This window comes from Flavobacterium branchiophilum NBRC 15030 = ATCC 35035 (assembly GCF_002217205.1).
GTDB lineage: Bacteria > Bacteroidota > Bacteroidia > Flavobacteriales > Flavobacteriaceae > Flavobacterium > Flavobacterium branchiophilum.
The window spans coordinates 78144-93031 of sequence record NZ_MUGT01000027.1 but is presented as its reverse complement, the minus strand read 5'-3'; the positions used below and the strand labels follow the sequence as shown (position 1 = coordinate 93031).

General features: G+C 34.9%; 9 protein-coding genes and 1 pseudogene. 5 read left to right on the top strand and 5 right to left on the bottom strand.

The annotated features are described in order from the left end of the window. Positions 1 to 213: 213 nt before the first annotated feature. A complete protein-coding gene (locus B0A58_RS03860; protein WP_089079960.1) occupies positions 214 to 996 on the top strand; it encodes an alpha/beta fold hydrolase in 783 nt (260 codons plus the stop codon). On the opposite strand, the gene B0A58_RS03855 is transcribed toward B0A58_RS03860, so the two are convergent. Both B0A58_RS03855 and B0A58_RS03850 read right to left on the bottom strand, forming a co-directional pair. Then, on the bottom strand, positions 993 to 3752 hold the full coding sequence (locus tag B0A58_RS03855; RefSeq protein WP_089079959.1) for a PD-(D/E)XK nuclease family protein: 2760 nt from the start codon (positions 3750 to 3752) through the stop codon (positions 993 to 995). The genes B0A58_RS03860 and B0A58_RS03855 overlap by 4 nt on opposite strands. 80 nt (positions 3753 to 3832) lie before the next feature. Continuing rightward, a complete protein-coding gene (locus B0A58_RS03850) occupies positions 3833 to 5248 on the bottom strand; it encodes an OmpA family protein (RefSeq protein WP_089079958.1) in 1416 nt (471 codons plus the stop codon). 271 nt (positions 5249 to 5519) lie between these two features. Between B0A58_RS03850 and B0A58_RS03845 the strand changes: the two genes are divergently transcribed. Beyond that, positions 5520 to 6029: a hypothetical protein gene (locus B0A58_RS03845; protein ID WP_089079957.1), complete on the top strand. Its 510-nt coding sequence runs from the start codon at positions 5520 to 5522 to the stop codon at positions 6027 to 6029. 90 nt (positions 6030 to 6119) lie between these two features. Next, complete coding sequence (locus tag B0A58_RS03840; protein WP_089079956.1) at positions 6120 to 6602, top strand: outer membrane beta-barrel protein; 483 nt, start codon at positions 6120 to 6122, stop codon at positions 6600 to 6602. A gap of 150 nt (positions 6603 to 6752) precedes the next feature. Here B0A58_RS03840 and purT read toward each other — a convergent pair. The 3 genes and pseudogenes from purT to B0A58_RS03830 all read right to left on the bottom strand — a co-directional run. Further along, positions 6753 to 7919, bottom strand: a pseudogene (gene purT, locus B0A58_RS03835) (formate-dependent phosphoribosylglycinamide formyltransferase); the annotation flags it as partial. A 437-nt stretch (positions 7920 to 8356) separates the two neighbouring features. Next, on the bottom strand, positions 8357 to 8494 hold the full coding sequence (locus B0A58_RS16385; RefSeq protein WP_165766288.1) for a hypothetical protein: 138 nt from the start codon (positions 8492 to 8494) through the stop codon (positions 8357 to 8359). A 14-nt stretch (positions 8495 to 8508) separates the two neighbouring features. Continuing rightward, positions 8509 to 10371: a peptidase U32 family protein gene (locus B0A58_RS03830; protein ID WP_089079954.1), complete on the bottom strand. Its 1863-nt coding sequence runs from the start codon at positions 10369 to 10371 to the stop codon at positions 8509 to 8511. Positions 10372 to 10875: 504 nt separating this feature from the next. Here B0A58_RS03830 and B0A58_RS03825 point away from each other — a divergent pair. Continuing rightward, positions 10876 to 12744, top strand: a complete 1869-nt coding sequence (locus tag B0A58_RS03825) for a DUF3857 domain-containing protein (protein WP_089079953.1) — start codon at positions 10876 to 10878, stop codon at positions 12742 to 12744. A 10-nt stretch (positions 12745 to 12754) separates the two neighbouring features. Continuing rightward, entirely contained in the window at positions 12755 to 14665 is a 1911-nt protein-coding gene (locus tag B0A58_RS03820; protein WP_089079952.1) for a hypothetical protein, read from the top strand. The last annotated feature ends 223 nt before the right edge of the window (positions 14666 to 14888 follow it).

Here is a 14888-nt window from a genome sequence, read left to right as displayed (position 1 = left end):
ACGTATAGTACTCTTTCTCACCATAAAGATAGTATGTAGTGTAGTATGTCTTACAAACATGCAACGATGACGATACATCATCATTTCTATAAATAGAAAAGCAAGGTTATTCTTGAGCAAATATAATTTATTTTTTTATTAATCCTACTTTTTTTTTACTTTTTTTATTTTTTTATTTTAATTATAAAAAAACTAATTTTGCCCTAAAAAATTTTGCCTACTTTCAATTATAAAAATACCGCTATCAGCTACACCCTATCAGGAAGGGGGCCTGCTATTGTTTTGCTTCATGGTTTTCTTGAAAATCAATCGATTTGGCATTTTCATGCTGTCAATTTGTCTTTTCTACATACAGTAATTACCATCGATTTACTTGGACATGGACAATCCGAATGTCTTGGATACATACATACAATGGAAGAAAATGCTGCTATGGTTATCGAATTATTGAAACATTTAGAAATTGAAAAAGCTCATTTTGTAGGCCACTCTATGGGAGGTTATGTCGTTTTAGCTATTGCAGATTTGATGCCACAATGGGTAAAAAGTTTGGTTTTACTCAACTCTACCGCCTTGCCCGACAGCGAGGAACGCCAACAAAACAGAAACCGAGCCATACAATTAATCAAAAAAGATTGTCCAACGTATATAAGTATGTGTATTCATAATTTATTTAGCGAAAAAGCACGTTCTCATTTTACGGCAGCCATAGAACAACTCAAAGTAGAAGCACTGCAAACGCCTGTTCAGGGCATTATAGCATCGTTAGAAGGGATGAAAATTCGGAAGGACAGGGTTTTTATATTAAAAGAAAAAAATTACAAAAAATTGGTAATACTAGGTCAAAACGATAGTGTTTTACCTATCGAGGAACAAAAAAAATCCCTCAAAAACACTTTTACAAAAATGGTTGTTCTGGAGGGAGGACATGTCAGTTTAATTGAAAACAAATTGGAATTGTTAGACGCATTGGTTTTGTTTTTCAATGAACCTTAAATAGGCTCTTTGAAAGGTAAGTCCTGATTAAAAATTTCTTGCAATAATAGTACTATTTCTTCTATAAAACAAGCCATTATGTCTGAGTCTATCACGGTATTAATCTCTTTTTCTTCTTTAAATGCAAATGGTAAAAAACCCGATTTCATATTTTTGAAAGAAATAATTCCGGCTTCCATTTGATTGTCAATAATTTGATTTTCAAACAAATAAGCATAAATCAAAATTTGAATAATTTTATCATTTTTTATATTTGTTGTCAATCCTTCCCATGATTTTAAGGTAACGTTTGTTTTTTCGACTTTTCCAGTTTTATAATCTATAATTCGAACAACCTGATTACGTATTTCTATTCGATCAACCTTACCTTTCAACAAAATTGGAAAAGGAAGCAATGGGTGTTCTAAAATGCGTTTGTGTTCGGTTTCTAATGCCATAATTTTTATTGCATCGCCTTTTTTGATAGAGGCTAACTCTAGGTTCAAAAAATTCAGTACATTTCTTTTAGCCACTTCAAATGCCAATAAGTTACGACCATGTTTAATGTCGCCTTCTTTATACACTTTTTGAAATTGTTTCAACACTTCGGCATCCATTCGATTTATAGCCTGAAAGATGTCACTTTCCGACAAAAACTTGTTCAAAAATGGTGTGTATAATACCTCTAAAGTATCGTGAATTATCGTACCCAAAGTGTTCAAAGCAATGTTTTCCTCTACCTCCTCGACTTCTTTGATTCGTAAAATGGTTTGGTAATAAAAATCTAATGGGTTTCGGATATAACTTGTTAATGTTGTAGGCGAAATACCGATTATAGCCATTTCTTTTAACCTTTCCATAACCAAATTCGATTTTGGTATTTCAATAGATTTGGTAGTTGTATGTGGCAAAATAGGACTATAAATGTCTTGTATAAGTTGGTGGTTGGGTAGTTTTTCTACCTCTAATTGTGTAATAAAACGGCTTTTTTCGCCTGCATCTATGCCATCACTTTCTGTATTATATAGCAAGTATATGTTTTTGGCTCGTTGTAATAAATGATAAAAATGATAGGTATAAATGGCATCTTTTTCTTTATATGTTGGCAGATCCAACTCTCTTTTAACATCATAAGGAATAAAAGAATTCATGGATTTTCCTGCAGGAAATTTTCCTTCATTCATAGACGTTACAATAACCGTATCAAAATCCAACACCCTACTTTCTAAAACGCCCATGATTTGCAAGCCACTAAGTGGTTCCCCTTCAAAAGATACCTCTGCTAGGTCTATTACTTGTTTATAAATAGCGTTTAACGTTTCTATATGGTCTATTTCGGTGTGTTTGGTATAGTAATTTATCAATTTGATGATGGTTTTGTGGATAGCAAACAAAAAAGTTTTGGTTATTTTATCTGCCTCTATGTCGTCGCTCAAATTATTTTTAATTAGCACCAACAAATCAGCAATAGATTCTAAAACGGGTATTGAACCATTCTCCCATTTTTGAAACAATAATAAAAACAAGTCGGTGTGTTTTTTATTCAGTTGATACAAATTTTTATGTGGAATAAAAGTATAATTATTTTTATTGATTAATCGTACCAAATCAGCCGTTTCAGCATAAGTTGCTACCATCGGATGGGTGAGTATTTCCAATACGTCTTTGTAATACAATACGTAGTTTTTAGAATCTCTATGTATAGCATTGGTGTGCATTTTAAATAACTTGGCAATCAATAGTTGTGCGGGATTGTTTTTGCTAGAAAATCCCATTGTAATATTCAAAGCTCCAACGCTTTTGGGCAAAGCATATAGCATCGGAATCAAAAGGTTTTCGTCGCCCAAAACGATGGCAACTTTATCTAAATTTTGCTTTTTTTCATGAATAATTTTTTCAATAATACTGCCCGCAATTTTAGCCTGACCAATTGTTTTTGGGGTTCCAATAACCTGAATGTTTTTGTGTTTTGAAAAATCATCAACAATCCATTCGAAAGGGTGGGATTGGTAGTAAGTCCATTTTTGCTTGAATCTTCTGATAAAAAGGCCTGCATCATGATAAGGGTCATTTAAAAATGATTGGTCTGCATCCCACAAGATTGTAGCTTTTTGTTCTTGCAACAAATACTGAATAATTTTTTCTTCGGCGGCATTTAAGGCATTAAATCCTGCAAAAACAAAACATTGGTTTGGTGTTTGTGTATTGAAATGGGCTAAATTCAAAACGGCTTCTCTATAGATGAGCCCTTGATATCCCACTTTGTTATGCAACAAATGTTTGTATAACGATTGATAATAAAGAGGCAATAGTTTCCAAAAATCGATATATCTTTCTAACAAACTGGTTTTGTTTTCAACTTCAAGTCCCCATTTTTTAATGTCTTCTATATCTTTCAAATACGTCAAAACATAATTTGGGTCTAGCAAATACCGGTCTATTTCATTAAAATCTTGCAAGAGTGTTTTGGCCCAATTGGCAAAAATTTCAAATGATTTTTGTTGGCTTACATCGGTAATAGATAAATATACACTATAAAATTCAAACAACAATTCTATGGGGTCGATGGTTCGAATTCCAGAAATGTTTTGAATAAAATCTTCAATACTAATGATTTCGGGGGCAAATATGTTTTGTGTTACTTTGTGTTTCAATGCTTCTATTAAAAAAACTTTGGCACGCTTGTTGGGCAAAACAATCGTTGTGTTTATGAGTTTGTCCGAATAATTTTGAATGATAAAAGTAGCTAATTTATCTAAAAAAGTAAGGTCTTCCACGAATATAAAATTTAACGATATAAATATAAAAAAAACGCTCCGAATAATCGGAGCGTTTTAAGAAAAATATTTTAAGAAAATTAGTTTACTAATTTTACTTCAACTCTTCTGTTGTTAGCTTTACCAGCTTTAGTTTTGTTAGAATCAATTGGTTTTGCTTCACCATATCCAACAGATGACAATCTGCTAGCATCAATTCCGTTTTGAGTCAAATAAGTTACAACAGCTGCAGCTCTATTTTGAGATAATTTCAAGTTAGCAGCATCTTTACCGTCGCTATCTGTATGTCCTTCGATGCTGAATTTAGCAGAAGGATATTCTTTTAAGATAGCCGTAATAGATTGTAATACAGGCATTGTTTGAGCTTGGAAAGAAGATTTTCCAGTGTTAAACAAGATTGTTTTAGCATAGTCGTTTAATTTTTTCAAAACTTCACCATCAACTACAGCTACTGGACAACCATTATTGCTAGCTGGCCCTTTTACAGTAGGACATTTGTCATCTTTGTCTAAAACTGAATCTCCGTCAGTATCTGGCCAAGGACAACCTGCGTTATCTTTAGGTCCTTTTACAGTAGGACATTTGTCAGCTTTGTCAGCAATTCCGTCTCCGTCTGCATCTGGACATCCTTTTAACATTTTAGAACCAGCAACTTCTGGACAATCGTCATCTTTATCGGCAACTCCGTCACCGTCTGTATCAGGACAACCGTTGAAAGCAGCTATACCAGCAACTTCTGGACAAGCATCATCTTTATCAATGATTTTATCTCCGTCTGTATCAGGACATCCGTTAAATTCTTTTGTACCTGCAACTTCTGGACAAGCATCATCTTTGTCATAGATACCATCACCGTCTGTATCTTTACCACCAAATTTGAAAGTAAGACCAGCAAAGTGTTGCATGTGAACAGGCAAGTTGTCAGAAGCACCTCTTGTAGCTTTGTCATCAAAAGAATGTTTGTATGTAGATTGTAATGACAAACCTACTACATCTGTAAACCAAATTGTCAAACCAACACCTCCATTTACAGTTCCTCCTCTTGCATCATCTCCCCACCAAGTATAACCTCCACCAATGTGTGCACTTGGTTCAAAAGTTTTTGATTTGATCAAGCTCATAAAGCTATATTTTACAACTCCATCAACACCATAGTAGCTCAAATCACCAGGATTTGATACGGTATATGGTCCTGAACCTACACTTGGATTTACGAATCTAGAAATTTTATTTACAGATCCTGTTACTCCAAATGAAAAGTTATCACCAACATATTTAGAAACGTTCAAATAAGAAACAGATGGTAAAATGTTCCAGTTGTCTTTTGCGTTAAAAAATTGTGATATTTTTTCTTTTTTCCCAGTTGCAGCACTTACTCTAGTGTCAACTGCATTTGCCCCAAAGCTAATTGCCCAAGGATTGTTGCTATCTTGTGCTTGAGAAGTTACTCCCACAAACATTGCAGCAGCAACAAATAATTTGTTAAAATGTTTCATACTTAATTTTGTTAGATTACAATATTTATTGTGCAAAAGTAATACTAATATTTTAAATACAAAATTTATTGTCTTAAAAATACAAAAAATAAGCTGAACTGCTGATTTTTAATGGGCTGCAACAAAAAAACACCCTCTTTTTTAAGCCCAATTCATCGTTATTTTAGACCTTATTACATGAATATTTTGTATAAATTGATCCCTTTTTGAACCTTTTTACATTTGATTAACTAAATTTGTCGTCAATAATTAGTATGTAATAACATTATTTATGAAAACCTTATCTGAACAAATTCAAACAATTCAAACATTGCATCAAGCGGGACAAACGATTGAGGCCGCATTGTATTTATTAGATGAATACGACCTTTATCATTATAACTTCAAAGGTTTTGAACTTAGAGAACCCGCTAAACCCGACTTTATATTAATGACTACCGAAGGTACTTTTGGCGAACCTCAAATTATTCGAATTCCCGAAAACACGTTTGAATTCCCTTTTGAACTGATGCTCAATTTATTAGCTCACGAAATGGTTCATGTTGTGCAAAAATCTGATGAACTTTGGATTGAAGATAAAAACGAACGAGAATGGCAAGCTTATTATGAAATGATTTTCCATCAATTATATCCTAAAGTTCCCAATGTTTCTGTTTTCCATCAAAAATTTTTTGCCGAAAAAGCTTTTTTATATTATAACAGAATGGGCGAAAACACCCCTTTGCAACTCAAATATTTGAGCCAAAAACAACAACTTGAAGCATATATCCAAAAGTTGTAAATCATAATTTTATCCTATTTTTATGTTAAATTTCCTATTTATTTTATTATTGCAACTATCTTTGTTATTATAACTTTAAAATAAAATATAATGAAAAAATTCATGTACTTTGGACTATTTTTAATGTCATCAGGATCTATTTTTGCTCAAAGCCCACTCGAAAAAGGTGGTTTGCAAATAAATGCTGGTTTTGGAACCTCTAGCTGGGGTACTCCCGTATATGCTGGGCTTGATTATGGATTAATGGAAAATATCACCATTGGTGGCGAGGTGTCTTATCGATCTAAAACCGATAATGGATTCAAATACAGCGCTTTAGGAATTGTTGCTAATGGTAATTACCATTTTAACGAATTACTTCAAATTCCAAGTCAATGGGATTTGTATGGCGGTGCTAACCTAGGTTATTATAATTGGACTTCTAACATTACCAATTCTAATTACAATTCTGGCTTGGAGTTGGGTTTGCAAGTTGGTGGTAGGTATTTCTTTAACGACAAGTTTGGTGTCAATTTAGAACTTGGCGGTGGCGGCGTTTCAGGTGGGAAAATAGGTGTTACCTATAAACTTTAAAAGTCATACTTCATTAGAATAAAGAATCAATCTTAGTTGCTTATTTTTTAAAATATAAATAAATACTATATTTTTTTAATTTATTTGTAAATTTTATCAGTATAATAATTTTTTAAGCAAGGCAAATGAATGAATTTGCCTTGTTTTTTTTTACCCATGCACCTCTACTAATTGTGCAGCTGCTTTTGCTTTTTCAACCAATTCGGTAAATGGGGTTTCGAGTGTGTCGTTAACCAAAGCTACTCCCATGCGGCGGTACGGTCTTGAAGTAGGTTTTCCAAAAATTCTAAAATCGGTTTTGGGTAAAGCGGCTATTTTTTCTATTCCGCTAAAAGTTGGGTTTTCTGAGTTTTGAGAAGCTGAAATTACAGCACTGGCTCCTGCTTTTTCTAAAGTAATTTCGGCAATTGGCAAACTCAAAATGGCCCGAAGATGCAATTCAAATTCGTTAAAATTTTGTGTTCCTGCAAGGGTAACCATGCCTGTGTCGTGTGGTCGTGGCGATAGTTCGGAGAAATAAACGCCATCGGCTGCCAAGAAAAATTCCACGCCAAAAAGTCCAGCGCCACCAAGGGCTTGGGTTACTTTTTGTGCCATTTCTTGGGCTTCTTGCAAGTCTTTTTGGGATACTAAAGCGGGTTGCCAACTTTCTTGATAATCGCCTCGTTCTTGTCTGTGACCAATGGGCGCACAAAACAAGGTAGGCAAATTATTTTGGGTTACGGTAAGTAAGGTAATTTCAGAAAGAAAGGGTACAAACGCCTCCACAATGACTTCTACCACATCGCCACGAGAGCCTTCTACAGCATAATCCCAAGCTTTTTGGATGTCGTCTTCGGTTTTGATGGTCGATTGTCCTTTGCCTGAGGAGGACATGAGCGGTTTGACCACACAAGGCATCCCGATTTCGGCAACGGCTTGACGCAAGGTTTCGCCACTGGTGGCATAGCGGTAATTGGCGGTTTTTAGTCCCAATTCTTTGGCAGCCAAATCCCGAATGGCTTTGCGGTTCATGGTGAAATTGGCGGCTTTGGCAGATGGAACTACCGTAATGCCTTGTTTTTCGTACTCATAAAAACGCTCGGTGCGAATGGCTTCAATCTCGGGAACAATAAAATCGGGCTGGTGCTTGGCAACAATGCGGTCGAGGGACTCGCCATCAAGCATGTTGATGACTTCAAAACCATGGGCTACTTGCATGGCGGGAGCGTTGGCATAACTGTCCACTGCAATGACGGTTTGCCCAATGCGTTGGGCTGCAATTACAAATTCTTTTCCTAGTTCGCCAGAACCTAATAGTAGTATTTTCATGGTTTTATGTTTTTTGTGTGTTTTTTATGCCACAGATGCACAGATTTTTTTCTTTTTGCGTGGTTTTTTTTGCCACTGATGCACGGATTTTTTTCTTTTTGCGTGGTTTTTTTGCCACAGATGCACAGATTTATTCTTTTTTACGTGGCTTTTTTTTGCCACAGATGAACGGATTTTTTTCTTTTTGCGTGGCTTTTTTTTGCCACTGATGAACGGATTTTTTTTTTGTGCGTGGTTTTTTTGCCACAGATGCACAGATTTTTCTCTTTCCTCTTTACTCTTTTCTCTTTCTTCTTTTTTCTTTCTGTTTTCCTCTTATTTATTACGAAAAACGTCTTTCAAAACGGGGGCTGCGTTAGGGATTGAGGCGATATCCTTTTGTTTTTTTTCTTTAAAAAAACAAAAGATAAAGCCGAAAGCCCGACCCTTGGGGAACGCCCAAATTAATCTTCTGGAAATAATTCTTTTTGTATTAAAGCCTTATTTTCTTTTACATCTTTTACAGATTTAAGTAAAATGGCTTTGTTTTTTCCAGATAACAAATAGCGGGTTTCGCTCTTCTTTTTTCTAGCTTCTTTCATCTTGTATCTCTATTTTAATCTTCTTCTTCAATTTCAAATTCGGCGTCTTTTTCCCAGATTTCCATTTCGCAGGGTTTGCAGTTGAATTTGAGTTTGTACTCGAGTTCGCCTTGTTTCAAAACCAAAGGTTCTTTGACTTTTTTGTCGCGGTGCTCGGGATGGTATTTTGGACAACGCTCGAGTTCGTATTTGATGCAATATTTGGTAGTCATTACTCTCGATTTGCCTGGATCCCATTGGAGTTCAAAGGCTTTTTCGATTTCGGTAACGCCGTGACGTTCGTAGAATTTGCGTGCCATTTTATTGGCAACATTATAGGTAAAATCCAATTGATCAACAGGAAACGGATGATCAGTTTTGACGATTTGGTGTTCCTCTCGCTTGTAATTTGCCAATCGAATTTCGGTTAATTGTTCGTAAACGGTGCGACGCATTTCGTTGATTTTTGAAATCGGTAAAAACCAATTTTCTGAAAACTGAATCGTGATTTCGTCTGCTGTGTAAGGCGTAAAACCCGTTTTTGCCAACTGCGTTTTGATGTTGTCTTCTATGGACAAATTATTTTTAGTTGGTTCTTTGGCGTGTTCCAACTGGACTTGACTCACAAAACCATCTTCGTCGGTGGCGGTGAGTGCAAAACCCGTTTCGTTTTCGGTTAAAACCAAAGTGGTGCTGATTTTTCGAACGGCACTGTCTTCTCGCTCTACAATTTTGATGAAAGCCGCGTCGTTGTTGCGATAAATGAAGGTGCCGTCTTTGATTTCTTTGAGCACATTTGGGTAAACAATGCCATTTTCGGCACGGTTGACATAAATTCCGTCGGCTTCGTTGTTTTCGTTGATGAAACACAAACCATCGCCGTTGTTGAGCAAATGACCGTTCTCGATTTCATACGAATTACCTATAGTTTTAATCAGTTTTCCAATGTATTGCCCTTTGGATTTTGGACTTTCCCAAGAGCCGATGGATTGGTGTCTTTCGTTGACGAAATAATCGGTGTAACCACGGTTGAAAGTACGGTTCAATTCTGAATCGAAAGTGAAGGTGCATTTCCCGGAAGAAGCTTTGGTATAATTGGGATTTTGTTCTAAAAAAGCATCGATTTTTTTGCGAAGAAACGACACATTATTTTTAACATAGACCATGTCTTTCAAACGGCCTTCGATTTTGAAGGAAACGATTCCCGCTTCAATCAAGTTTGGGATTTGGTCGGTTACATCAAAATCTTTGATGGAAAGCAAGTGGCTGTTTTTGATTAAGGTTTCGCCATGACCGTCAATTAAATTGTAGGGCAAACGGCAGTTTTGGGCACACGAACCTCGGTTGGCAGAGCGTTCGCCATTGGCAACACTCATATAACAATTGCCACTGAATGCCACGCACAAAGCACCCGTAACGAAAAATTCCAGTTCGACATCGGTGGTTTCGCTGATTTCTTTGATTTGGTGAAGGTTTAACTCACGAGCCAAAACGACACGCTTGATCCCTGCATCAGCAAGGAATTTGATGTTTTTTGGGTCTCGGTTATTGGCTTGGGTACTTGCGTGCAAAACGATTGGCGGCAGCTCCATTTCCATAATCGCCATGTCTTGAATAATCAAGGCATCGACGCCAATGTGGTACAATTCCCAAATCATTTGGCGACAGGTTTCGAGTTCGTTGTCGTACAAAATGGTGTTAATTACCACAAAAACTTGGGCGTGATACAAATGGGCGTAGTTGACCAAAGCCGCCACATCTTCCATCGAATTGTGTGCATTGGAACGGGCTCCAAATTGTGGTGCTCCAATATACACTGCATCGGCACCACTATTAATCGCGGCCATACCGTGAAGCAAGTCTTTGGCAGGAGCTAATATTTCGATTTTCTTTTTCATTATAAGAGGTATTTCTTTTTAGGGAAATTAGTTTGCAAAGTTCTTATAAATAATTAAAGTTTTCTAATTTCAACATGATTTTTATATAAAAGGAGGTTTAAATTTTATTATTTGCACTATTTTGCGTTAGGGATAGCAGTGGAAATCCATTAGAAGACCCCAGCCCCCAAAAGGGGTGTTCTATATTTTCTGAATGTGGTAATCAAAAAAGATTATTTCACAATATGATATTTCTTTTGGAGTTCCATGAAAGTTGTTTGGAACAGATAGCCCGACCCTTGTGGGAACGCCCAAAACAGCCTCTGTGTAATTTGGGTTCCATTTACTTGTACTTTTTTAGCATTTAATCCAAGATAGGGAGGAAAAATACAAAATAAATGGTTGAAAATAATAATTTTTTAAAATAATTTTTGTTAATCATAACAAAAATTCTATTTTTGAAAAAAAATAATTACTTATAAATAATTACTTTTGAAAAGGTATTTAAGAATCAAAAAAACAAAGATGAAAAACCAACTTAAATTTATTTTACTTATTTTTTCGGCTGTTGTTATGGGGCAAGAAAAGTCGAAAATAATATTTAGTAATGAAGTCGTTACCATTAAAAAAGACAAAGAATTGAGCATTGAAAAATATGTTGAAGAAGAGAGAAAAATAGGGCAAAGCAAAAATATAAAAGATTATTCGGTTTGGATTCCTTATGATAATTTTCGGGAAATTACAGACATCAAAGGTGCTACTTATGATAATGAAAGAAAGAAAAAAAGCAAACTCAATGGGTCATACGTAGGCAGTTTTGATGCGAAACAAGAGAATATTTTTCATAGCGATGCCAAAGTGAAGTATTTTGAGATGCCCAATGTAGAAGATGGCGACATTGTTGATTATTCGTATATTATCAAGCAAAAAAATCCTCGCTTATTGTCTGGATTTTATTTTCAGAATGAATTGAAAACCCAATCAGCCAAAATTGAAATAAAAGTGGGTGCGGGAATCAATATTGGTTATACCATTTATGGAAATGACAAAGAAAAAATTAGTTTTTCGCAAAGAAAAGAAGCGGATTTTGATGTTTATAGTTGGGAAATGAAAGATAGTCCTGCATTTGAAGAAGAGGCCGGGATGCCCAATTCGAGCTATCATGTGCCACATTTAATTTATTATATCAAAGATTATGAATTAGATGGCAAGAAAGAAACCCTTTTGGGTAGTACCGATTTGTTATACAAATGGTATTATTCGTTGGTAAAAGACATTAATAAAACCAATCAGAATGATTTGAAAACCAAAACATTAGAATTGATTAAAGGTCAAAAAACCGATACCGAAAAGGCAAAAGCCATATTTCAATGGGTTCAACAAAACGTTCATTATGTGGCATTTGAATATGGGATGGGTGGTTTTATACCACGGGATGCTGGCGAAACCTATCAAAAATTGTATGGTGATTGTAAGGATATGGCCAATTTATTGAACGAAATGCTGCATTATGCCAATTTGAATTCGAGTTTAACCTGGATTGGCACAAGAGACAAACCCTATACCTATTCGGAAGTGCCAACACCTGTTGTGGACAATCACATGATTGCCTCGGTAGTATTGGATGGTAAAAGGATTTATTTGGACGCAACAGACAAATTTTGTCCGTTTACGTATCCTAGCAGCATGATTCAGGGGAAAGAGGCCTTGATTGGTAAAAGCGAAACCGAGTTTATTGTAGAAAAAGTACCGTTAGTGCTACCAAAAAGCAATCAAATCCTGATCAAATCGCAACTACAAATGGAAGAGGACAACCTAACGGGCACGGTTGATGCAGACTTTATTGGGTACAAAAAAAGTGATTTGTTGCACACCCTTTCAGCATTAAATCAGAAAGAAGTTGAAGTTTGGAAAAATATGGTTGTTGCTACCAATCCTAAAATAAATTTGGATATCTTAGAAAACCAAAAAAATGAGTATTTAGAAAAACCCGCAAAAGCCAAATACACACTCAAACTCGAACATGCCTCAAAAAAAGTGGGCGACAAAATACTGTTGAAAGCCTTGTTGTTTCAACCACTTGCTGAAGCAACAATAGATATTGAAAATCGCAAGCAAAGTATTGAAAAAGAATACCTTTTTGAGCATGAATTTGATTATCAAATAAGCCTTCCAAAAGAGTATAAAATAGATTTTTTGCCCGAAAGCAGTAAAGAAGACAGCACGTTAGGAGGTTTTGAAATTAGTTATAAAGTAGTAAACAACAGTTTGCAAATCAAACAAAAAGTTTATACCAAAGGGCTTATGATAGCACCCAAAGATTTTGAAAATTGGAATAATTTTATCAAAAAACTAAACAAACAATATAATCAATCTATAATATTTATCAAATAACAACAACAAAATGAAAAAAATACTTTTGATATTACTCTTGATATGCTGTATCAAAATAGAAGCACAAGAAATAAAAAACTATACTTGGGACGAAAAGCCAACTTTTGAAACCATACCCGAAAAGTATAAAAACCAACCCGCAGTAGTGCTTTTTGACAAGCGATGGATTCATACCCGCATTGGCAATTACTCGTTTGCAAGTTTTGTGATGAACCATTTTGCTATAAAAATCAATAGTGCCACAGAAATTAACAAATACAACAAAGTAAAAGCCGAAGATAATGGCTACATTCGTGATTTACGTGATTTTCATGCCAGAGTAATCAAACCTAATGGTGACATTAAAATTATACCAAAAGAAAAAATTGTGGAAGCCGAAATCGAAAAAGTAAAATCGATTGTATTTGAAGGAGTTGAAGCAGGAGATGTTTTGGAATATTATTTTATTTTAAAAGAAAATCCTACCTCTTATGCACTAGATATTTATCAAAAAGAAATTCCTGTATTGCTTGCAGAATTTAAAGCCACCAATTCTGGAGCCGAATTTTTTACAGTAGCCACACCAGAATTTGAGAATTTGAGCAAACGAAATGATCTATTGTATCAGGCCAAAAATTTGGAACCTTATAAAGAAGAAAACAATGCCAAAAATTTTAAAAATATTGCAAAAATTATATACAATTTGAACCCTTCTGGAAGTGCTTCTTATCAATATTGGCCTAGTTTGATGAAATTACGATTTGCAAAACCTTCATTTGAATATTTCAAAAAAAATCAAGCCCGTGAATTTATTGAAAACTTAGAGCTTGATCGATTAACTACCGACGAGAAAATATTGAAATTGGACAAGCACATCAAAACCTATTTTGATTTTGTATGGAAAGGCGAAAAACCCAAAAAAATATCCGATTTGAACGATGGTAAACTCAAATTGAATGCCAACGAAATATTTGGACTTTATGGTTTTATTTTCAAAGAACTCGAAATTCCATATCAAATAGTTGTAGCCACAGACCGCTATGTTGCCGATATCAATCCAGACAGATTTGTATATCCTATTCCACACGAATTTATGTACTACATACCCGAAACTAAAAAATTTGTATCGCCTTACGAAAAATATTTATCATACGGCAATCCAATGTATGAAATTCAGGGTACGTCGGCAATTGCTTATGACCCTCAAAATAAAAGAGAGCCAATATCCAGATTGTCAATCCCAGTTATGCCAGCAGATTATACCGTTATGGAATCGCAAATAGAGGTATCATTATCAAACGATTTGACAACAACAAATATAGAAAAAACCAGTTTAAACTCGGGCTATGTAGGTCAGTTAGAACGAAATTGGACCAAATATATCAAAGAAAATGAAGACGATAAAAAAATGACTGAGTACATCAAAGACCGCCTTTTTGATGGAATTGATGTCAAACTATTGGAGCATCACTTTGAAAATGGGGAATTCAAATACAATTACAACAACACCCCCTTTATTACAAAAACCAAAGCTACTTCCAAAGAATCAATAGTTGATGATGCCGGTAATTTGACCATTGTAAACATAGGAAAAGTCATTGGAAAGCAAACCAATTTGTATCAAGAAAACGAACGCAAATATGATATTGATTTGTATTATGCCAAAACTTTTAAAACAACAATTGTATTCCAAATTCCAGATGGTTATGTGGTAGAATCTATGAACGATTTGATTCAAGATAAAAAATTTATAACTCCCAACAAGGAGGAATTGTCTTTCAAATCAAGCGCCAAAGTAGAAGGCAATAAATTGATAATTAGTTTATTAGAGATATATGGAGCCCATCATTTCCCAAAAGAAACTTATCCAGAATACCGCAAAATTATTAATGCTTCTGCCGATTTTGTAAAAGCAACCGTAGTGCTCAAAGCCAAAAAATAATACCTTCAAAAGGCTGTCCTAAAAGTATTGGACAGCTTTTTTTTTTGATTTTATAATCAACTTCACATTGTTTATTGATACCAAATCATGGGCAGATTTGGTATGACTACATTTAAAATACCGCCACTTGCGGCTACTTTTTTATTATAATACCAAATATACATATAAAATAGTCCAATCTACTAGTTCTTTTTTGCTAAAATTATTCAAAAAAAATAGTTCC

Bases quoted from the DNA above. Each gene is read 5' to 3' on its own strand.
- B0A58_RS03840 (WP_089079956.1), top strand. From the start codon at position 6,120: ATGAAAAAATTCATGTACTTTGGACTATTTTTAATGTCATCAGGATCT.
- B0A58_RS03825 (WP_089079953.1), top strand. From the start codon at position 10,876: ATGAAAAACCAACTTAAATTTATTTTACTTATTTTTTCGGCTGTTGTT.
- B0A58_RS03850 (WP_089079958.1), bottom strand. From the start codon at position 5,248: ATGAAACATTTTAACAAATTATTTGTTGCTGCTGCAATGTTTGTGGGA.
- B0A58_RS03830 (WP_089079954.1), bottom strand. From the start codon at position 10,371: ATGAAAAAGAAAATCGAAATATTAGCTCCTGCCAAAGACTTGCTTCAC.
- B0A58_RS03820 (WP_089079952.1), top strand. From the start codon at position 12,755: ATGAAAAAAATACTTTTGATATTACTCTTGATATGCTGTATCAAAATA.
- B0A58_RS16385 (WP_165766288.1), bottom strand. From the start codon at position 8,494: ATGAAAGAAGCTAGAAAAAAGAAGAGCGAAACCCGCTATTTGTTATCT.
- B0A58_RS03845 (WP_089079957.1), top strand. From the start codon at position 5,520: ATGAAAACCTTATCTGAACAAATTCAAACAATTCAAACATTGCATCAA.